The sequence below is a fragment of the Sinorhizobium sp. 22678 genome (assembly GCF_052044265.1).
GTDB lineage: Bacteria > Pseudomonadota > Alphaproteobacteria > Rhizobiales > Rhizobiaceae > Sinorhizobium > Sinorhizobium meliloti_A.
In genome coordinates this window covers 339,227-359,865 of record NZ_JBQEMS010000001.1, presented here as the reverse complement: position 1 = coordinate 359,865, position 20,639 = coordinate 339,227, and the positions used below count along the sequence as shown (strand labels likewise).

Genomic DNA, 20,639 nt, shown 5'->3' with positions numbered 1-20,639 from the left:
CGCTCCTCACATCTAGCGATCCAGCTCCGGGTAGACCCTGTCGAGAAAACCGGGCCGCAGCTTCTCGCCTATCATGCAGTCTGCCGCGGCTTCGCCGGCTGCAAGGCGGAGCGCCGGCGCGGGAGTGAGGTCGCTTACTTCCAGGATAAGCTTCTGGCGGATTGCGATCGCGAAATCCTCGGGCTCATGGACGGGCAGGACGAAGGAGCCGGGGCCGCCGATGACGCATTCGGCGTAATACTGGTCGAGCGGCCCGGTCGAGACCGACGGGCGGATGAGGATCGCAAGCCCGTTGATGATGATTCCGCGCGATACGGCATCGTTGCGGGCAGGCGTGACCGGCGGCCCGGTATTGTTCGGTCCGTCACCGGAGATGTCGAGGACCCGTCGCGCACCCGAAAAGGCGTTCGAATCGATGAGGCTCGTGCCGAAAAGGATCGCGTTGGAGATCGAGGTGCCGCGCCGCGTCCCGATCGGCCGCGCCTCCAGCTTGACGGCGAAGGCTTCGGCATCGGCAGCATTTTCGATCACCTGCCAGTTTACGACGGAGGCCTCGTTTACCAGCCCTGCCCATTCGAAATAGCCGATTGCGATCCGCCCGAGGAGCCCGCCCTGGACCGCATTGATGAAATCCGGGTGTCGCAGCGCCTGCAGATAGCCGGAGCGCTGCACGCGCGCCTCCTCCATGTCCATCGAACCCGACATGTCGACAGCCAGCAACAGCTCCACGTCCACGTCGGCGGCCATGGCTGCCGACTGTATCGGGCTCCCGCTCAGAGCCAGGATCAATGCTATCGTGCCTAACATCGCATCAGCCAATCATCGTGGATCACGCGTCGGGCGTTCTGCCCCTCTATCCCGGGCACCGCGATTTGCCGTAAAACCGGCCTCGGCCTCCGGGCCGATGTAATTCGATGAATGTACCACAGGATTGGAAATCCGCGACGGCTGGCGCGACGCGAGCCTACAATATTCGGTGATCGCGGCAAGGGCTGCGCCACCCGCCGCAATGTCACCAACCTCATCGAACAATAGGCCACCATGTTTCACTCGAGCTGGAACTCGGATATCGCATGCGTCGACCGGCTGCAGCGCGCGGCGTTCGGCTACTTTCTTCGTCATTCCGATCCGGCAACCGGTCTGGTGGCCGACACCTCGCGCGAGGGTTCTCCGTCGAGCATCGCCGCCACCGGCTTCGGACTGGCAGCCTATCCGGTCGCGGTCGAGCGCGGCTGGATCGGGCGGGCGGAGGCAGCCCGGCGTGTGTTGGCCACCCTCGCATTCTTCGCGGCGAGCCGGCAGGAGAGCGACGTACGGGCAAGCGGCTATCGCGGCTTCTATTATCATTTCCTCGATATGCGGTCGGGAGAGCGTGCCTGGCGCAGCGAACTCTCCACGATCGACACCGCGTTGCTCCTTGCCGGTGCCCTGGCCGCAGCGGCCTATTTTTCCGGCTCGGGCGGGCAGGAGAGGGAGATCAGGAGCCTCACGGCGTTTCTCTATGAACGGGCCGATTGGAACTGGGCGCTCAATGGCGGCGATACCGTCACAATGGGCTGGCGGCCGCCGGGGCGCTTCCTGAAACACCGCTGGCGGGGCTACAGCGAGGCGCTGCTCCTTTATGTCCTGGCACTGGGATCGCCGACACGACCGATCATGCCGCAGAACTACGACGCCTACACCGCGGCGCATGAATGGCTCACGCTCGACGGGGTGGCGCATCTTCACGCCGGCGCGCTCTTCGTGCACCTGTTTCCGCAGGCCTGGATCGATTTTCGCGGCCTTCGCGACCGGGGGATGCGTGAAAGGGATAGCGACTATTTCGAAAACTCCCGGCGGGCCATCAGGCTGCAGCGCGCCCACGCCGAAGAAAATCCCCATGGCTTCGCGGGTTACTGCAGCCATCTATGGGGCTTCAGCGCCTGCCACGCGCCGAAAGGCTGGCTGCGGCTTCGCGGCGGGCGGCGGCAGAGATTGCTCGGCTACGAGGCACGCGGCGCACCATTCGGCGCCGATGACGGTACGCTTGTTCCATGGGCGTCGCTCGCCGGCCTGCCGTTCGAGCCGGACGCGTGTCTCGGCAGCCTTTCCCACCTGGTGTCGCATTATCCCGCGCTCGTTAAGGAGGGTTGCCTTCCCGGCGGCTTCAATCCCAGCCTGCCTGGGGACGGCCCCGAGGGTTGGGTGGACGACAGAATCGTCGGGCTTGACCAGGGGCTCGTGGTCATGATGATCGAGAACTGGAGAAGCGGCCTGATTTGGGAACTGACGCGCAGCATTCCGGCATTCAGCCATGGGTTGAGAAGGGCCGGCTTTGCGGGCGGCTGGCTTTCGTCGACGCTGCCTCGAGTCTGAAACGAGGGAAGCGGCCCGAAGCGGCTTCGTTCCCGTCTGGAGTGCCGCGATGGTTGCCCTTGTTCCTGCGCTGGCTTTTGCCGCCGCTATCGGATCCGGTCTGATGGCCGGGCTCTTCTTCGTCTTCTCGGTCTGCATCATGCAGGCGCTGTCGCGGCTCCCGCCTGATCAGGGGGTCGCCGCGATGAACGCCATCAACGTGGTCATTCAGAACCCGCTGTTTCTCTCCGCCTTCATGGGTACGGCGCTGCTTGGCCTGATCCTCCTCGTCATGGCCTTCATCTGGGGCGGGCAGGGGAGTTATCTGCTGGCAGCCGGCGGTCTCGTCTACCTTGTAGGCACGCTCGCGGTGACGGTCGCGATCAATGTTCCGCTGAACGACGCGCTTGCGGCCGCCCCTGCCGGCCAGGCAGCCGCCGAGCTCTGGCAGCAGCGATACCTGACCGACTGGGTCCGCTGGAACCACGTGCGCACCTTCGCTTCGACAGGCGCGCTCGCCCTTTTCGTGCTCGGCTTCGCGCGAATTTAGAACACTCCTGGAAAAGTGACGAACGGTTCTCCGTGCGGAACCGGGTCGTTTTGAAGAACCGGATCAGCGCCCGGCATAGCGTGGCTCTCGCCGCTCTCTCCAGGCGGCAAGCCCTTCCTTGAGATCATGGCTCGGAACCAATCGTGCGAATTGCTCGCTTTCGCAAAGCAGACCTTCTCCGATGGCCATGTTGAGACCACGCGTCACGGCCGTGATGATGGCGGCGGTGGCAAGAGGGGAATGGCGGATGATGCGATCGGCAAGCGCTCGGGCCGAGGCGATCAGCTGATCATGCGGCACGACGGCATTGACGAGCCCTATGTCCAGCGCGCGTTGGGGCGAGAATGCGTCCCCGGTCAGGAGCAGCTCGAGCGCACGCTTTCGCCCTGCAAGGCGAGGCAGTCTCTGCGTACCCCCGAATGTCGGCGGCATGGCAAGCTTGATTTCCGGTTTGGCAAAGCGAGCCCGCTCGCTGGCTATCGCGAGATGCACCGCTTCGGTCATCTCGCAGCCGCCACCATAGGCGAGACCGTTAACAGCAGCGATCACAGGCTTCGAAAAAGCCTCCAGGCGATGCGTCAGCTGTTGCCCCCGCCGGACAAAATCGCGGCCGGCGGCGTTCACGCCTTTGGCCACGCTGCCGGCGAATTCGTGAATGTCGCCGCCTGCGGAAAAGGCGCGATCGCCGGCGCCGGTGAGGATGACTGCCTGCACCGTCTCGTCGATTTCGACACGGTCGAGAAGGGCTAAAAGTCGATCGATCAGTTCGTAGTTGAGGGCATTCAGCTTTTCGGGCCGGTTGAGGGTAAGCAGGGCGATGCCGGCCGAAATTTCGATAAGAACCGTATCGGACATGAATTGTCTCCCATCAAGTATTGACGAGTGGAGGCTAAGTCGGCGACAAAGGAATGTATATTCACTAGTCGGTATACATAGCCCATGACGACGGCACCGAACACACGCGAACGCATCGTTTCCGCCGCTTCCAAGCTGTTCTATGCCGAAGGGATCCGCGCCGTCGGCGTGGACGCAGTCGCCGAAGCGGCCGGCGTGACGAAGCGAACGCTCTATTATCACTTCAAAAGCAAGGACGACCTGATTGCCGCCTATCTCGAGGGGCGCGATCAGCCGAACCTCAAGCACTTCCGGAAATGGTTCAGCGAAACCGAAGGCGAGGTGGCATCGAAAGTCGAGGGCATCTTCCTCAATCTTGCCCGCGTCGCCCGACAGCCGAAATGGAAGGGCTGCGGCTTCCTGCGCACCTCCGCCGAACTCGCCGGCATGCCGGGGCACCCGGCGATCCGTATCGGCGCCGCGCACAAGAAAAAATTCGAGGACTGGCTCCGGCAGGTGTTCGAGGCAGAAGGGATCCTAGAGGCGGAAGCGCTCGCGCGGCAGGTCCTGTTGCTCCTCGACGGCAGCTTCGCCGTCGTTCTGCTTCACCGTGATCCGAGCTATATGGAGACGGCGGGGACGGCCGCGGCCTCGCTCGTCAAGCTGGCGCTATCGGAGCGGACAATCGGGAGGGTCGAATGACAGTACGACGCATCGTTCCTAATCTTCAGGTGTCCGATCCGCTTCAGGCGCAGCGGTTCTATGCGGACCTGCTCGGCCTGGAGGTGGTGATGGATCACGGCTGGATCGTTACATTTGCGGCGGTTGGCCGCTCCGCCATGCCGCAGGTGAGTTTCGCCACCGAAGGCGGGTCCGGAACGCCGGTCCCGGCGCTCTCGATCGAGGTGGATGACGTGAACGAAACCTATCACCGCGCTACGGCCGCCGGTGCGGAGATCGTCTACGATATCACCGACGAAAGCTGGGGCGTGCGCCGGTTCTTTCTGCGCGATCCGTTCGGCAATATCGTCAACGTCCTTTCGCATCGGGCGAGGGCTTGACCCCGATCTTCCCCTAAAATCGAATGCCGCGGCGCTCGCGCCGGCCCACATCATCGGCCGCCGCATGGTGCGGGAGGATTTCGAGCGGCTGACCGCCGTCAACGACAACAGGCCCGACATTTCCAGCAGCAGCCTAGATCATCGTCAGCGCGTTTGCGACGTCGGCGACGAGATCGTCCGGGTGCTCGATGCCGATCGACAGGCGGATCGTGGATTCGAGCACGCCGATCCGGGCGCGGACCTCGATCGGCACGCCGGAATGCGTCATTGCCGCCGGGTGGCTCGCGAGCGATTCCGTACCGCCGAGGCTGACGGCGAGCTTGAAGATCTGCAGTGCGTTGAGGAAGCGGAATGCCGCCTCCTGGCCGCCGGCGATGTCGAAGGAGAAGGTCGATCCCGCGCCGGTGCATTGCGTGGCGAATACACGGCCGACCGGCGTGTCCGCGTCGTGGAACGGCAGATAATGGATCCGCTCGACCTTGGGATGGTCACGCAGGAATTCGGCGACGATGCGGGCGTTGTCGTTTGCCTTTTCCATACGCACCGACAGGGTTTCGAGCGATCGGCCGATCATCCAGCAGGAATGCGGATCGAGCTGTGTGCCGATCGAGCCGCGCAGGGCCTTCACCTGCCTGATCAGCGCCTTGGAGCCGAGAACGGCGCCGGCGATCAGGTCGGAATGGCCGCCGACATATTTGGTCAGGGAATAAAGGGAAAGATCCGCCCCATGTTCGATCGGGTGTTGAAAGACAGGGCCGAGCAGGGTGTTGTCGCAGGCGACGATCGGCCGATGCGCCTGTCTTTCTCCGATTCTTTCGGCAATGCGCCGGATCAACGCGACGTCGACGAGGCTGTTGGTGGGATTGGCCGGCGTCTCTATCAGGATCGCGGAGACCCGCCCCTTGCTCATCGCTTCTTCAGCCGCGGCATTGACGGCCGCCTCGTCCGTACCATCGCCAAAGCCGACCGCGGAGACACCCAGATTGAGAAAGGTCTTGGCGAGCAGCGTTTCGGTGCCGCCGTAAAGCGGCTGCGAATGCAGGATGGAGTCTCCCGGCCGCACGAAAGCGAGAAGCGTCGTGGCGATCGCCGACATGCCGGAGGAAAAGAGCGCGCCGGCTTCCGCTCGTTCGAAAATGGCGAGCCGGTCTTCGACGATCTCGCTGTTCGGGTGATTGAAGCGGGAATAGACGAGCCCTGCACCCACACCGGCGGGCGGTTCGCGCCGACCGGAGACGAAGTCGAAGAAGTCACGGCCCTCCTCGGCGGAGTGGAAGACGAAAGTCGAGGTGAGAAAGATCGGCGGCTTGACGGCACCCTCCGAGAGCTCGGGGTCGTAACCATAATTCAGCATCAGCGTTTCGGGATGCAGTTTGTGGTTGCCGATATGGGTCTTGGAGGGGTGCGGCGCGGTCATGGGTTTTTCTCCTTGGCGCAGGCAGACTCTACTACCGGCTTAAATATACCAAACGTCTGCCTCCGATCCTTGCTATTTGCGATCACTTCGTTTTGATGCCCGCATCTCTTGCCGGTGCAAAATCCTCGACAGTGCCTCTGCACGTTTTTGTCCTTTGCAGCAGGCCAGCGGGAATTGACTACACGCCGGCGGAAAGCGACATTGCCGCCAGCGCGCGAAGTGGAGTCCGCCATGGAACACGTTCAGCAGACGGACCTGCAGAGACCGGTGCACCGTCACATCTCCACCTTCCTGCGTTCGTTTTCCACAAGCGGCCTCCTCGTCGGCATTCTGTTCTTTGCGGTTTCGTTGACTCCGAGTCTGATACCCAGGCCCTATCTGATTCAGGCCGTGATCTCCGGATTTTCCCTTGCAGCCGGCTACGCGATCGGCGTGTTTCTGCGCTGGCTCTGGTCCTTCTTCGAACTCCCCGAGCCCACGGTGCGGCGCGCGCGAACTTTGAAAATCGCCGCTGCGATCGTTTCGATAGCGGCCGCGGCCGTATTCCTGTGGCAGGCGGCGCATTGGCAAAACACAGTACGGCACATCATGGGCCTCGAGCCCATCGAGAGCGCCGAGCCGCTCCAGCTCGGCCTGACAGCCGTGCTCATGTTCATCGTCCTGGTCCTCCTGGCGCGGCTGTTCCGGCTGACCTTTCGCGTTCTTTCCCGATGGCTGCAATATTTCCTCACGCGGCCGATCGCCAATGCTCTCGGCGGGCTGGTGGCGCTCGCCCTGTTCTGGTCGGCTGCGAACGGCGTGATCTTCAAGTTCGCGCTTCGTGCCGCAGACAGTTCTTTCCAGCAACTCGATGCACTTATGGATCCCGAGATCGCACCGCCTGCCGATCCCGCCAGGACGGGGAGCGGTGCGTCGCTCGTGCACTGGGACGAGCTCGGGCGGCAGGGACGGCAGTTCATCGCGTCCGGCCCGACCGGCGCCGACATCGGGGCGTTCTTCGGGGCTGCAGCTCCCGATCCCGTGCGTGTCTATGTCGGGCTTAATTCCGCCGAGACCGCGCGGGAGCGGGCGAAGCTGGCACTGGAGGAGCTGAAGCGTGCCGGAGGCTTCGAGCGCAAGTCGCTGATCGTCGTCGTGCCGACCGGCACCGGCTGGATCGACCCCGCGGCGCTCGATACGCTCGAATATCTGCTTCACGGCGACGTCGCGAGCGTGGCCGTGCAATATTCCTATCTCACCAGCTGGCTCTCCCTGCTGGTCGAGCCGGGCTATGGTGCCGAAGCGGCCGACGCTCTCTTCGACGCGGTCTATGGCTACTGGACGACGCTGCCCAGGGATCGTCGGCCCAAGCTCTATCTGCACGGGCTCAGCCTTGGCGCGATGAATTCGCAAGGATCGGTCGATCTCTTCGATGTCATCAGCGACCCCTTCCAGGGCGCGCTCTGGAGCGGACCGCCGTTTCCGAGCGCGCTCTGGCGTTCGGTGACGGCCGACCGCGTCGCCGGCTCGACCGCCTGGCTGCCGCGCTATCGCGACAGCTCCGCCATCCGCTTCACCAGTCAGGAGAATGCGCTTGACATTCCCGGTGCGCGCTGGGGCGCGATGCGGATCGTCTATCTGCAATATGCCAGCGATCCGGTGACCTTTTTCGATCCCCATTCCTTCTACCGGGAGCCGGACTGGATGAAGCCCCCGCGGGGGCCGGACGTTTCGCCGGCGCTGAGCTGGTTTCCCGTGGTCACCGGACTGCAGCTGCTTGCCGACATGGCGCTGGCGACGACCTCGCCGATGGGCTACGGCCATGTCTACGCACCGGAACACTACATCGACGCCTGGATGGCGGTTACCGATCCGCAAGGGATTACGGCCCAGGATATCACGCGATTGAAGGCGCAATTCAGCAAGCGGTGAGCTGCCTTCATCGCTCCGACCGCAGAGAGAGGCCGGGACGCCGCAAGCTTCCGATACGTCTAGGTCACGAACCCCGACAGCAGCCCCTCCATTGCGCCGATGATCTTGCGATGCTGATGGGCATGGCGGGTGCGGAGACTCGTTGCCGCATAGACGGTCTGCGGGATGACCGGCGCGTCGGCCACGACGGCAACGCGGTCGGCGAGCCGATCGGCAGTCGCCTGCGTCACGTAAGCTGCGCCGCCGAGCGTGCGCAACAGGTCCGTGACGGCCATGTTCTGGCCGGCGGCGAGCGAAGCTCCCGAAAGATGCGGAAGCGCCAGGCGGTGCGCCCGGTCGAAGGCCGGCGAGTAACTCGAACGGATATAGGTTTCAGGCTTCACACCGGCCATCTCGGAAGCATCGGTGCTGACCAGCACGTAATGCAGTTCGCCGATCCGTTCATAGTGAAGGTCGGGCAGGAAATGCGGTGTGTAGAGGATCGCGAGATCCAGCTCCCCGGCGGCAAGATCGCGGTTCATCTGGTTCGAATAATCCGCCTCCATATAGATCTCGGTTGTCGGCAGGTCGCGGCGGATCGCAGCGACCCAGCGGCCGGCAATGGTCTCGGCCAGGTCGTGCTGGATTCCGAGCCGCATCGAACGTTCCAGAGCGCCTGCACTCGCGACTGCACGGGTGGCCTCATGCCACTGGTTTTGCAAGGCTTTCGCATAATCGAGAAAGCGCAGTCCGGCGGCGGTCGGAAGGGTTCCGCCCTTGTTGCGGGTGAAGAGCTTGCGGTTGAACTGCGTCTCCAGGGCCTTCACCCGATGAGAAACCGTGGATTGCGTGATGTTGAGGCGCTCGGCGGTCCGGTTGAAGCTGCGCGTTTCCATCAGGTCAAGAAAGGTCTCGATCAGGTCAACCTGCATTTGTGTCGCTCCTTGCTCCTCCCGCCAATCTAATCGAATTCTTCGATCAATAAAGCTGAATCGCCGCGCTTGATGGCATCAGGCTTCCCCGTCAAAGATCGCCGTAACAGAGGGAGCCAGCATGTCCAATTTGCCGTCTCACGCACGTGTCGTGATCATTGGTGGGGGAGCCGTCGGCGCCTCCTCGCTCTACCATCTTGCCAAGGCCGGTTGGACCGACTGCGTGCTTGTTGAAAAGAACGAGCTCACGGCCGGCTCCACCTGGCATGCGGCCGGCAACGTGCCGACCTTCTCCTCATCCTGGTCGATCATGAACATGCAGCGCTATTCGGCTTCGCTCTATCGCGACCTGGGAGCGCTCGTCGATTACCCGATGAATTATCATGTGACGGGATCCATCCGCCTCGGCCATTCGAAGGAGCGGCTGCAGGAGTTCAAGCGCGTCGTCGGCATGGGCCGCTACCAGGGCATGGACCTCGATATATTGACGCCCGAGGAAATGCGCAGCCGCTATCCCTTCCTCGAAACGCATGACTTGACCGGCGCGCTTTACGATCCCTATGACGGCGACATCGATCCGGCGCAGCTGACTCAGGCGCTCGCCAAGGGCGCGCGCGACATGGGCGCGAAGATCATCCGCTTCTGTCCCGTGACCGGTGCCCGGCGCGAAAGGGATGAATGGGTGGTCGAGACGGCGCAGGGCGAAATCCGCTGCGAATACGTCGTCAACGCCGCCGGATATTATGCCCGCGAGGTCGGGAAGATGTTCGGCCGCGACGTGCCGATGATGGTGATGAGCCATCAGTACGTCCTTTTCGACGAGATCCCGGAACTTGCCGCCTGGTCGAAGGAAGCCGGGCACAAGCTGCCGCTCCTTCGCGACGTCGACTCCTCCTATTATCTCCGCCAGGAGAAATATGGCATGAATCTCGGGCCTTACGAGAAGAACTGCCGCGCTCATTGGGTGAGGCCTGATGACCCGATGCCGGAGGATTTTTCCTTCCAGCTCTTCCCGGACGACCTCGAAAGACTGGAATGGTATCTGAACGATGCGGTCGAGCGCGTGCCGATCCTGGGGACGGCAGGTCTTTCGCGCGTCATCAACGGACCGATTCCCTATGCGCCGGACGGCAATCCGCTGATCGGGCCGATGCCCGGCGTGCCGAACGCCTTCGAGGCCTGCGTCTTCACCTTCGGCATCTGCCAGGCGGGCGGGGCCGGCAAGGTGCTCGCCGAATGGGTGACCGAAGGCCGGACCGAATGGGACATGTGGTCCTGCGACCCGCGCCGTTACACGGACTATACCGACCAGGACTATTGCATCGCCAAGGGGATGGAGATCTACGGCCACGAATATGCGATGCATTTCCCGAAGCACTACTGGCCGGCCGGGCGCGGCAGGAAGCTCTCGCCGATCCATGATCGCGTTGCGGCGCTTGGCGCGCAGTTCAAGCCCTATAACGGCTGGGAACGCGCCATGTGGTACGCTAAACCCGGCGACGACACGTCAGAGGCTGCGACGCAGACCTGGGGAAGGGAAGGTCCCTGGGCGAAGCGGATCGAGGAGGAGTGCCTGGCCGTGCGCGATGCCGCCGGCATTCTCGACCTGCCGGGCTTCTCGCGCTTCCGGCTGAAGGGGGAGGGCGCGCGCGACTGGCTCTCCGGCCTCATCACCGGCCGCGTACCGAAGCCCGGCCGCATCGGGCTGGCCTATTTCGCCGACGACAAGGGCCGCATCCTCACCGAAATGTCCGTCATGGCGATCGAGGAGGATTTCTTCTTCCTGATCACCGCGGCGACGGCGCAGTGGCATGATTTCGAGTGGCTGCAGAAGCATCGCCCGGCGGACGCCGCCTTCACGCTGGATGACGTGACGGTGAAATTCGCCTGCCAGATCCTGACGGGGCCGAAATCGCGCGCGATCCTGGCCGAGGTCTCGGACGCTGACCTTGCGAAGGGGTGGCTGACGCATCAAACGGCGCAGATCGCCGGCCGCTATTGCCAGCTCGTGCGGGTCTCCTTCGCCGGCGAACTCGGCTGGGAGATCCACACGAAAGTGGAGGATACCGCCCCGGTCTTCGATGCCGTTTGGGAAGCCGGGCAGAAGCACGGCCTCAAGCCCTTCGGAATGGAAGCGCTCGACAGTCTGCGCATCGAGAAGGGTTACCGCGCCTGGAAGGGCGATCTCTCCACCGATTACACGGTTTTGCAGGGCGGGCTCGAACGCTTCGTCGACTGGTCGAAGCCGGATTTCAGGGGCAAGGCCGCCCTGGAGCGTGAGAAGCAGCAGGGCGNCGCTTCGTGACGCTGACGGTAGAGCCCGGCGATTGCGACGCGCCCTATATGTCGACGCTCTGGTCGGGCGGCGAGGTCGTCGGCGAGACCACGTCCGGAAACTGGGGCTACCGCACCGGCAAGTCGATCGCACTCGGCATGCTGCGCGCCGATCTGGCCGTTCCCGGCCAGGAGGTCGAGGTAGAGATTTTCGGCGACCGCTTCAAGGCCGTCGTCCAGCCGGACCAGCCGCTCTGGGATCCCTCGAATGAAAGACTGAAGGCATGACGAAGCCCATTCCCGCAAAAGCGCGTGTGGTCATCATCGGCGGTGGCGTTTCCGGCTGCTCGGTCGCCTATCATCTGGCGAAGCTCGGCTGGACCGATGTGGTTCTGCTCGAGCGCAAGCAGTTGACCTGTGGCACGACCTGGCATGCGGCCGGTTTGATTGGCCAGCTGCGCGCTTCGCAGAACATGACACGGCTCGCGAAATACTCGGCCGATCTTTACGTGAAGCTCGAGGCGGAAACCGGCATCGCTACCGGCATGCGCCAGAACGGCTCGATCACCGTGGCGCTGACGGAAGAGCGCAAGGAAGAGATCTACCGGCAGGCCTCGCTGGCGCGCGCCTTCAACGTCGACGTACGCGAGATCACGCCCGACGAGGTCAAGGAGCTTTACCCCCACCTCAACGTTGCCGACGTGAAGGCGGCGGTCCACCTGCCGCTCGACGGCCAGTGTGATCCGGCCAACATCGCCATGGCGCTTGCCAAGGGTGCGCGGCAGAACGGTGCGACAATCGTCGAGGGCGTGAAAGTCACCTCGGTGCTGAAGAAGGACGGCCGAATAACCGGCGTCACCTGCGAGCAGAACGGCGAGAGCTTCACGATCGAGACGGAGAATGTCGTCAACTGCGCCGGCATGTGGGGCAGGGAGCTTGCCCGGCAATCCGGCGTCACCGTGCCGCTGCACGCCTGCGAGCACTTCTATATCGTCACCGAGGCGATACCTCACCTCAGCCGCCTGCCGGTGCTGCGCGTGCCGGACGAGTGCACCTACTACAAGGAAGATGCCGGCAAGATGCTGATCGGCGCCTTCGAGCTCAAGGCGAAGCCCTGGGGCATGGAAGGCATCCGCGAGGATTTCTGTTTCGACCAGCTGCCGGAGGACTTCGACCATTTCGCCCCGATCCTCGAAATGGCCGTCAACCGCATGCCGATGCTTGAAACGGCGGGCATCCACACCTTCTTCAACGGCCCGGAAAGCTTCACGCCAGACGACCGCTACTATCTCGGCGAGGCGCCGGAGCTCAAGGGCTACTGGGTGGCAGCCGGTTACAATTCGATCGGGATCGTCTCCTCGGGAGGCGCCGGCATGGCGCTGGCGCAGTGGATGAACGACGGCGAGCCGCCCTTCGATCTCTGGGAGGTCGATATCCGCCGGGCGCAGCCCTTCCAGAAGAACCGTTCCTACCTCAAGGAACGTGTCAGCGAGACGCTGGGTCTGCTTTACGCCGATCATTTCCCCTATCGCCAGATGGCGACCGCCCGCGGCGTTCGCCGCTCGCCCATCCACGAACATCTGAAGGCGCGCGGTGCCGTCTTCGGCGAAGTGGCGGGATGGGAGCGGCCAAACTGGTTCGCAAGGGACGACCAGGAGCGCGAATACCGCTATTCGTGGAAACGGCAGAACTGGTTCGAAAACCAGCGGGAGGAGCATCTCGCCGTCCGCAATGGGGTCGGCCTTTTCGACATGACCTCCTTCGGCAAGATCCGCGTCGAGGGCCGCGATGCGCTCGCTTTCCTGCAGCGGCTTTGCGCCAACGAGATGAATGTCGAGCCCGGCCGTGTCGTCTACACCCAGATGCTGAACGCCCGCGGCGGCATCGAAAGCGACCTGACCGTCACGCGGCTTTCGCAGACCACCTTCTTCCTCGTCGTGCCGGGGGCCACGCTGCAGCGCGATCTTGCCTGGCTGCGAAAACATGTCCGCGACGAGTTCGTGGTGATCACCGACGTCACCGCTGCCGAAAGCGTGCTCTGCGTCATGGGGCCAAGGGCACGCGAGCTCATGCAGAGGGTGAGCCCGAATGATTTTTCCAACGAGGCGCACCCCTTCGCCACCGCCCGCGAGATAGAGATCGGGATGGGCCTCGCCCGCGCCCACCGTGTCACCTATGTCGGCGAACTCGGATGGGAGCTCTACGTCTCCACCGACCAGGCGGCGCATGTGTTCGAGACACTGGAACTGGAGGGGGCCGATGTCGGGCTGAAGCTCTGTGGCCTTCATACGCTCGATAGCTGCCGGATCGAGAAAGCCTTCCGGCATTTCGGCCACGATATCACCGACGAGGATCATGTGCTCGAAGCGGGGCTCGGCTTTGCGGTGAAGCCCAGAAAAGGCGAGTTCATCGGCCGCGAGGCGGTGCTCACCAAGCGCGACGAGGGTCTTTCGCGCCGGCTGGTGCAGTTCCGGCTTTCAGATCCGGAGCCGTTGCTCTTCCACAACGAAGCGATCGTGCGCGACGGAGAGATCGTCGGCACGATCACGTCGGGCAATTACGGCCACCATCTCGGGGGTGCGATCGGGCTCGGCTATGTGGCCTGCCAGGGTGAAAGCGAGGCCGATGTGCTGGCTTCCGCTTACGAGATCGAAATCGCCGGAACGCGGGTCAGGGCCGAGGCTTCGCTGAAGCCGATGTACGACCCGAAGGCGGAGCGGGTGCGGGCCTGAAAAGACTGCCCCCATACGCCTGCCGGCACTTCTCCCCGTTTTGACGGGGAGAAGTGAGATGCCGTGCAGCCCACCCCCGGGTGCGAAAACCGAGGGAGAGGGGCAAAGAACAGACGACGACAGCGCCATTGGGAGATGAATGATGGCTGAGGAATGCGCAGTTGCGGCTTCGAGACGGTCCGGCGGACGGGCGGCGCGCGTTGCGCTTCGTTCGTCGCCGCTCGCCGAAAACATCCGCCCCGTTCGTCCGGGCCTTTCCGGCGGACAGTACAAGCCGCTGACGGAGGCCAACGTCAGACGGATTCACGAGGCGGCGCTCGATGCGCTGGAACAGATCGGCCTTGCCAACGCGCCGCGATCCGGCGTCGAGATCATGACCGGCGCCGGGGCTATCCTCGGCGAGGATGGACGACTCCGCTTCCCGCGTGCACTGGTCGAGGACATGCTGGCCATCGCCGCGCGCGACATCACCCTTTACGCGCGCGATCCGAAACAGGACCTCGAACTCAGCGGCACGCGCGTCTATTACGGTACAGCGGGCGCGGCGGTTCACGTGGTCGACGTCGAGAAGCGCGAATACCGCGAATCGACCGCCAAGGATCTCCTGAACGCGGCGCAGCTCGTCCATCACCTGGACAATGTCCATTTCTTCCAGCGAGCCATGGTCTGCCGGGACGTTTCAGACAATTTCCTGATGGACATCAACACGCTCTACGCCTGCTGCGCCGGGACGACGAAGCATGTCGGCACGAGCTTCTCCGATCCGTCGCATGTGGAGGGTTGCTTCGACCTCATTCACATGATCGCAGGCGGCGAGGACAAGTGGCGGGAGCGGCCCTTCGTTTCGAACTCGAACTGCTTTGTCGTACCGCCGATGAAATTCGCCGAGGAAAGCTGCATCACCATGGAGAAGTGCATCCGTGGCGGCATGCCGGTCCTGCTGCTATCCGCCGGACAGGCGGGGGCGACTGCCCCGGCGCCGCTCGCGACCGCCATCGTGCAGGCGGTTGCCGAGTGCCTTGCCGGCGTCGTCTACGTCAACGCGCTTTCGCCCGGCCATCCGGCCGTCTTCGGCACCTGGCCGTTCGTCTCCGATCTGAGGACGGGCGCCATGTCCGGCGGCTCCGGCGAACAGGCTCTGCTGACCGCAGGCTGCGCGCAGATGCACCAGTTCTATCGCCTGCCCGGCGGCGCCGCCGCCGGCATCGCGGATGCGAAGCTTCCCGACATGCAGGCCGGCTGGGAACAGGCGATCTCCAACGTGATGGCGGGGCTTTCGGGGCTCAACATGGTCTACGAGGCGGTCGGCATGCATGCATCGCTCCTCGGCTTCTGCCTGGAGTCGCTGGTGCTCGGAGACGACATGCTGGGCCAGGTGCAGCGCTGCATCCGCGGCATCGACGTAACGGAGGATTCGGTTTCGCTCGAGACCATGCGTTCGGTCTGCCTCGACGGCCCCGGCCACTATCTTGGCCATCCGCAGACACTCGGGCTGATGCAGACGGAATATATCTATCCGGCCGTCGCCGACCGCACGAGCCCGAAGGAATGGGTCGAGATCGGCCGGCCGGATCTCGTCGCCCGCGCCATCGAGAGGAAGAACCGCATCCTGGCAGACGCTGCCCCGTCGCTGATCTCGGCGGAGGCCGACCGGGCGATACGGGAGCGGTTCGGCATCTTTTGTTGACGTGTCGATTCGCCGTTAGCGTCGACCGGCACCTCTGACCTCGCTTACCCTATAGGTCCATTTCGGCGCAGTCGGCGCTTCATCCGGCCTGTAGGGGAAGGTCAGGAACGTCTCGAATGGGCGGTTCTGGCCGCCCGGCACCCGGAGCAGGATGAGAGCCGTATCCTCGCCGATACGTTTGCAGGCGTCCTGCGGGCAGTCCTCGAGCGTCACCGTGAGACGAAAATATTCGAGCGTGACGTCCGACGCATTGGCTGCGGTGCCACGGACCCGAAAGGTGCGCTCGGTTTCGTTCGGTTCGAACGCCATGTCCCGCAGGGTGATGTCGGCGACGGTCAGCCCGGCGGCGGGCCGGCTCGGGGCCGGCTCCGGGGCTTTGTCCGGAGCAGCTTCGTTCAGCCAGACGAGAAAAGCGACGCTGAGCCCCAGCGCAACCGCAATGGACAGGACCGGCTCGATCCAGCTGCGGAAGCGACCGTAACGGGCCGCGAGATACACGATCGCCAAGCCCAACGGTAACGCAATCAGCCACGCCATGAAGTTCCTCCTGCGAGAACCTTATATAGGGCGAGGCGGCGCTGGCAATCTTTGGGGTACGCCCGGCCGACACCCTTCTGCCAATCCGGGGCAGGTTCAGCCGGCGGTCATTTCTTCAAACTGATCCAGTAGGTGCCCTCGAAGGGAACTGCAGCGAAGCGCCGGTCGATTTCGGCAAGCGTCGCCGCGGGATCGACGTCGGGGAAGAGGTCGGGGCGAAGCCAGGAGGCAAAGGCTTCCGCTGCGACGATGTTCAGCGGAACGGCGTTGAAGAAATTCCAGAGGCCGTGCACCCGCCCGTTGCGGACGGCCGCGATGCTCTCCATCACCGGTTTGTCCACGGCCTGCGCCAGGGTCCGCTCCGCCTCTTCGGCCTTGACGCCGGGCCCGATCGAAAAGCCGCTATATTTGCCGCCCGGCGACGAGGTGGCGATATAGACGTCCGGGTTCTCGGCCATGACGGCCTCCGCGTTCATCATGCCGCCCGGGCGCGGCAGCGCGCCCTCGGCGATGTTGCGGCTGCCGGTGACGGCGATGAATTCGCCCAATCCGCCGACGCCGTAGGCCCAGCAGCAACGGTCTGGCGCGGGAAACGCTTCCATGAGGACTTTAGGGCCGGGCTCGGAACTCTTGGCGACGCGGTCGCGGATGCGGGCAAGACGTTCCTCATAGAAGCGGGCGAACTCCTCCGCCTGTTCTTCTCTCTCGAAGACCCTGCCGAGGAGACGTATGTTGGCAGGCGTGTTTTTGAGTGCTTCGTTGTTGAAGTCCACGACGATGACGGGCACGCCGGTGCTCTCGAGGTATTCCATCGCACGCTGGCCCGCTTCCGTATCCGCCTGCCAATTGGCAAGAACCGCAAGATCGGCCTTCAGCGTCAGGATCGTTTCGAAGGAAAGGCCCGGTCCGCTGCCGTCGTCGATCAGCGGCACGTCTGCGAGCTTCGGAAACTTGCGAACGAAGCTCTCATAGATTTCCGGATTGTCGCCTTTCATGTCGCCGGACCAGCCGGCGAGCAGACTTACCGGGTCCGGATGGATGACCGAGAGGGCGACGAGATTGAAGCCGCTGCCGAGAAGCACCGCCTTGGGGGGCGCGGGGATCGTTACCTGTCTTCCGACTGCGTCCGTGACCGTGATCGGCCATTGTGCCTGCGCCAGCGCGGCGAACGGGAAGAAGAGGATCGACAGGAGGGCAATGGCCTGAAGGAAGAGGCCGCGGCGGCGTGGGAATCGACGAGACAAGCTATTGTTTCCTTTGGCTTGGAAGGGCGCAGAGGCTGCCGCAGCTCGGAATGCCGGGGAGGAGATATCTCAGACAGCAGATCTTGCGCCGACAGACGCGCGTCCCGTCCTCTTCCTCCTGACGCAGACAGTCGAAGAAAGGATTGGGAGCGCCGTTGGGCATCAGACGGCAGCCGACCATGGCATCGGCCTGGTCGCTCATGGGGTCGGTCCCCGCGGTTCGAAGCGCATAATCGATGTAAACGGCGGCATTGTTCCAGGCGAGCCTCGGCGATATGCCGCCGGCTGCCTTGAGATGCGGGACCACCTTGGCAAGATGCTCGTCCATGAGCGAGCCGATCAAGGCGAAGATGTCACGCCCGTCATCGTCGCGCCACTGACCTGCCGTCGCGACCCCGAAGGCGCGGGGCAGCCCGTCGTCCGAGAGCGCCACCGTCATTTGGTCGAAATCCGCCGGCAGCGCCTGGTGGTCCAGCACCCGGGCGACGACATAGGGGATGGTCAGGGCCGAGAAATAGTAGAGCGACCACATGGAGGCGACGGCGCGGCGGTCGGTGCCGCCGGAGGCCTCGGCATAGTGCGAGAGCGTCCGGTCGAAGGCGCCGGAAGCGAAAAATTCCGGCAGCGAAATGCCGTCGGAAAGATTAGCCGACAGCATCATCTTCTCGTTGCACCAGGCATGCGGGCCGGCAAAGGCCGCCGACAGACCTTTCGGCTCGTCGATTACCGCCACGCTTCCATGCCCGGCTGTTGTCATGAGCTCACCAGTTGTAACGCAGCGAGCCGATGACCATGCGGCCCTGATCGCGATGGCAGTAGCCGGCAGTGCACACGGCCTCGCGGCGGTCGAAGAGATTGGTGGCATTCACCTGCAGATGCAGACCGTCATATTTCTGGTCGATCGCTGCGAAATCGTAGCCGACAGAAGCATCGAAGAGAACGCGCGAACTATTCTTGAAGGTGTTTTCGTCATTACCGTAACTCGATCCCACGAAACGCGCGCCTCCACCCAGGCTGAACCCGTAAAACGGGCTATCTTCCGGCAATGTATAATGGGCCCAGATCGACGCCATATGCTGTGGTGCGGAAGATACATAGTTGCCGATCGTGCCTTCGGGGCCTTGAATGATCTTGACGTCGGTATAGGCGTAAGAAGCGATAAGCGAAAGGCCGTTGTCAAGGCTGGTGTTCGCTTCGATTTCGAAACCGCGCGAACGCAGTTTGCCGCGCTGGACCTGTATGTTGGTGACGCCGTCGGCCTCGAAATAAAGGCCATTCTTCTGATCGATGTTGAAGAGAGCGGCGGTGATCAGCGTATTGCTGTTCGGCAGGAGGTACTTGACGCCGACCTCCTGTTGTTCGCTCTCGGTCGGTTTGAACGGCTGGTGCGTTTCCTGGTTGGTGCCAGCATTGGGTGTGAAGGCCGTCGAGTAGCTTATATAGGGCGCCAGTCCGAAGTCGGTCTGGTAGGTGAGCCCTATGCGGCCGGAGAACTCCTTGTCCTTCTGCGAAACCGACGTCAGCGAATCGCTGGCAAGGTCGGTGGTGTCCGTATCGGTCGATACCCAGTCGTAGCGTCCGCCCACCGTCAACGTCCAGGCGTCGTAGCGGATCTGGTCTTGCAGATATGTGCCGAGCTGCCACTGGTCCTGGACCGTACGGGTGTTGAAGTCTATCGGGTCGACCGGACGCCCCTGCGTCGGATTGTCGGTATCGAGCGGCGGCGACACGCCGCGTCCGTCGAGCGCACGGAAACGCAGTTTCGTATAGTCGATCCCCGCAAGCAGCGTATGCTCCAGAGCGCCGGTGTCGAATTTTGCTTCGAGCTGGTTGTCGATGACGAACGCGGTCAGCCGCTCGTCATAGGTGCCGGCGGCGCTGTCGAGCAAAGTCGGGTCGTCAGCGTTCGGGGCGTAGGCGAAGTCCCAGTCGGCGTCGATGTTCAGCGTGGATACACGCGCATTCTGGCGGAAGACGAAGGTGTCGTTGAGCCGGTGCTCGAATTCGTAGCCGATGCGTCCCTGCTTCTGTATCGAAGCGTTGAAGTCAGGGTTGCCGGCAAATATGTCGGTCACTTCGCCGGTCAGCGGGTCGTTGTAATAGGTCGCGGTGCCTCCGGTCTTGGTGCGCGAATACTCGCCGAGAACCGTCAGCTTCGTGTCTTCGTCCGGCTTCCAGGTGAATGCCGGTGCGATATAGGCGCGGTCGTCCGCAAGGCCGACCTGCTCGGTGTCGGCATCGCGCAGCAGGCCGGTCAGGCGATAATAGACCGGGTCGGTCTCGTTCACCGGGCCCGAGAAGTCGAACTGGCCCTGATAGCGGTCGTGACTGCCGTATTGGACCTGCACCTCTCTCAGCGCATCTTCCGTCGGCCGCTTGGTGATGAGGTTGTAAAGACCGCCGGCGCCTGTTGCGCCGTAGAGGGCCGAGGAGGGTCCGCGCAGGATCGAAACGCCTTCGAGCCCGTAGGGTTCGTTCTTGAAGACCGAGTCGACAGCCGCCGGCTGGCGGAGATTGTCGCGGAAGATGCCGGTAAAGGTTACGTCGAAACCGCGGACGAAGAATGCGTCGAAGCGAGGATCGAAACCATAGGCGCCGACGCGCGTGCCCGGCGTATAGGCGAGCGTCTCCAGCAGCGTCTGCGGGTTGCGGTCCTTCAATTGCTGTTCGGTCACCGTGGAAATCGATTGTGGAGTCTCGAGGAACGGCGTGTCGACTTTGGCGCCCGTGGCGCTGCTGATGCCGACATAGCCTTCGGCCGTGATCACGCCGCCACTGCCGTTGACCACCAGCGTTTCGAGCTCGGTCGAATTGCCGCCGGAAGCGGCTTCCTGTTCTGCTTGCTGCGCCTGGGCCGTGGCGACAAGGGCGAGGGCGGACGTTCCGGCGAGGGCAGCGCGAATGAGGGGCAGGAGGAAGGCGGATTTCGAGGGCATGCAACGCAACCTTATAGAGATATAAGTTATGTTCTATAAGATGAGCTATTCACTCATGATTGTTGCGGGCGCAAGCTCTTTTCATGACTTTTTCAGTCATGTTCCGGAAGTATGTGTGAAAAGTGCAACATCGGCGAATGCGCGGGCAGGGGAGCGGACGGCCCGTGAGGGTTTGGATGGGCAAGTGGAGTGCGACGCGGCATGCCCCCCA

Annotated in this window: 15 protein-coding genes and 1 pseudogene; 8 read left to right on the top strand and 8 right to left on the bottom strand. The window is 63.3% G+C overall.

All coding sequences use genetic code 11. From position 1 onward, the window contains the following. Positions 1–12 precede the first annotated feature (12 nt). Positions 13–807, bottom strand: coding sequence for a DUF1194 domain-containing protein (locus ACTJKL_RS01845; RefSeq protein WP_100671784.1), 795 nt, complete (start codon positions 805–807; stop codon positions 13–15). A gap of 234 nt (positions 808–1,041) precedes the next feature. Between ACTJKL_RS01845 and ACTJKL_RS01840 the strand changes: the two genes are divergently transcribed. Together ACTJKL_RS01840 and ACTJKL_RS01835 are read left to right on the top strand one after the other, a co-directional pair. Continuing rightward, positions 1,042–2,355: a glucoamylase family protein gene (locus ACTJKL_RS01840; protein ID WP_411933729.1), complete on the top strand. Its 1,314-nt coding sequence runs from the start codon at positions 1,042–1,044 to the stop codon at positions 2,353–2,355. 49 nt (positions 2,356–2,404) lie between these two features. After that, the gene (locus tag ACTJKL_RS01835) at positions 2,405–2,884 is read left to right on the top strand and encodes an anthrone oxygenase family protein (RefSeq protein ID WP_100671782.1); all 480 of its coding nucleotides are present in this window, start codon (positions 2,405–2,407) and stop codon (positions 2,882–2,884) included. A 63-nt stretch (positions 2,885–2,947) separates the two neighbouring features. Here the strand turns inward: ACTJKL_RS01835 and ACTJKL_RS01830 are convergent, their stop codons facing one another. Further along, a complete protein-coding gene (locus tag ACTJKL_RS01830) occupies positions 2,948–3,739 on the bottom strand; it encodes a crotonase/enoyl-CoA hydratase family protein (protein ID WP_275597594.1) in 792 nt (263 codons plus the stop codon). A gap of 84 nt (positions 3,740–3,823) precedes the next feature. On the opposite strand from ACTJKL_RS01830, the gene ACTJKL_RS01825 reads away from it, so the two are divergent. Further along, positions 3,824–4,420 carry a TetR/AcrR family transcriptional regulator gene (locus tag ACTJKL_RS01825; RefSeq protein WP_379938116.1) on the top strand — a complete coding sequence of 199 codons (597 nt, stop codon included), beginning with the start codon at positions 3,824–3,826 and terminating at the stop codon, positions 4,418–4,420. After that, the gene (locus ACTJKL_RS01820) at positions 4,417–4,779 is read left to right on the top strand and encodes a glyoxalase superfamily protein (RefSeq protein WP_379938117.1); all 363 of its coding nucleotides are present in this window, start codon (positions 4,417–4,419) and stop codon (positions 4,777–4,779) included. Before ACTJKL_RS01825 ends, ACTJKL_RS01820 begins: the two co-directional genes overlap by 4 nt. A 133-nt stretch (positions 4,780–4,912) precedes the next feature. On the opposite strand, the gene ACTJKL_RS01815 is transcribed toward ACTJKL_RS01820, so the two are convergent. Beyond that, complete coding sequence (locus ACTJKL_RS01815; RefSeq protein WP_100671778.1) at positions 4,913–6,196, bottom strand: cystathionine gamma-synthase family protein; 1,284 nt, start codon at positions 6,194–6,196, stop codon at positions 4,913–4,915. A gap of 231 nt (positions 6,197–6,427) precedes the next feature. Here ACTJKL_RS01815 and ACTJKL_RS01810 point away from each other — a divergent pair, with 231 nt between their 5' ends. Further along, a complete protein-coding gene (locus tag ACTJKL_RS01810; RefSeq protein WP_440852028.1) occupies positions 6,428–8,107 on the top strand; it encodes an alpha/beta hydrolase in 1,680 nt (559 codons plus the stop codon). Between the two features lie 59 nt (positions 8,108–8,166). On the opposite strand, the gene ACTJKL_RS01805 is transcribed toward ACTJKL_RS01810, so the two are convergent. Beyond that, complete coding sequence (locus ACTJKL_RS01805) at positions 8,167–9,018, bottom strand: LysR family transcriptional regulator (protein WP_100671776.1); 852 nt, start codon at positions 9,016–9,018, stop codon at positions 8,167–8,169. 121 nt (positions 9,019–9,139) lie between these two features. On the opposite strand from ACTJKL_RS01805, the pseudogene ACTJKL_RS01800 reads away from it, so the two are divergent. The 3 genes and pseudogenes from ACTJKL_RS01800 to ACTJKL_RS01790 all read left to right on the top strand — a co-directional run bounded on the left by ACTJKL_RS01800 (position 9,140) and on the right by ACTJKL_RS01790 (position 15,711). Next, positions 9,140–11,580: pseudogene (locus tag ACTJKL_RS01800) on the top strand (GcvT family protein). Further along, positions 11,577–14,024: a GcvT family protein gene (locus ACTJKL_RS01795; RefSeq protein ID WP_440852027.1), complete on the top strand. Its 2,448-nt coding sequence runs from the start codon at positions 11,577–11,579 to the stop codon at positions 14,022–14,024. Before ACTJKL_RS01800 ends, ACTJKL_RS01795 begins: the two are co-directional and overlap by 4 nt. Positions 14,025–14,166: 142 nt before the next feature. Continuing rightward, entirely contained in the window at positions 14,167–15,711 is a 1,545-nt protein-coding gene (locus tag ACTJKL_RS01790) for a trimethylamine methyltransferase family protein (RefSeq protein WP_440852026.1), read from the top strand. Between the two features lie 15 nt (positions 15,712–15,726). On the opposite strand, the gene ACTJKL_RS01785 is transcribed toward ACTJKL_RS01790, so the two are convergent. From ACTJKL_RS01785 to ACTJKL_RS01770, 4 genes are all read right to left on the bottom strand, one after another. Beyond that, positions 15,727–16,248: a hypothetical protein gene (locus ACTJKL_RS01785; RefSeq protein ID WP_275597601.1), complete on the bottom strand. Its 522-nt coding sequence runs from the start codon at positions 16,246–16,248 to the stop codon at positions 15,727–15,729. Between the two features lie 107 nt (positions 16,249–16,355). Beyond that, positions 16,356–17,492, bottom strand: coding sequence for an ABC transporter substrate-binding protein (locus tag ACTJKL_RS01780; protein WP_440852025.1), 1,137 nt, complete (start codon positions 17,490–17,492; stop codon positions 16,356–16,358). A gap of 1 nt (position 17,493) precedes the next feature. Then, entirely contained in the window at positions 17,494–18,225 is a 732-nt protein-coding gene (gene fhuF / locus ACTJKL_RS01775) for a siderophore-iron reductase FhuF (protein WP_324763464.1), read from the bottom strand. A 28-nt stretch (positions 18,226–18,253) separates the two neighbouring features. After that, entirely contained in the window at positions 18,254–20,428 is a 2,175-nt protein-coding gene (locus tag ACTJKL_RS01770) for a TonB-dependent siderophore receptor (RefSeq protein WP_440852024.1), read from the bottom strand. Positions 20,429–20,639: the final 211 nt, after the last annotated feature.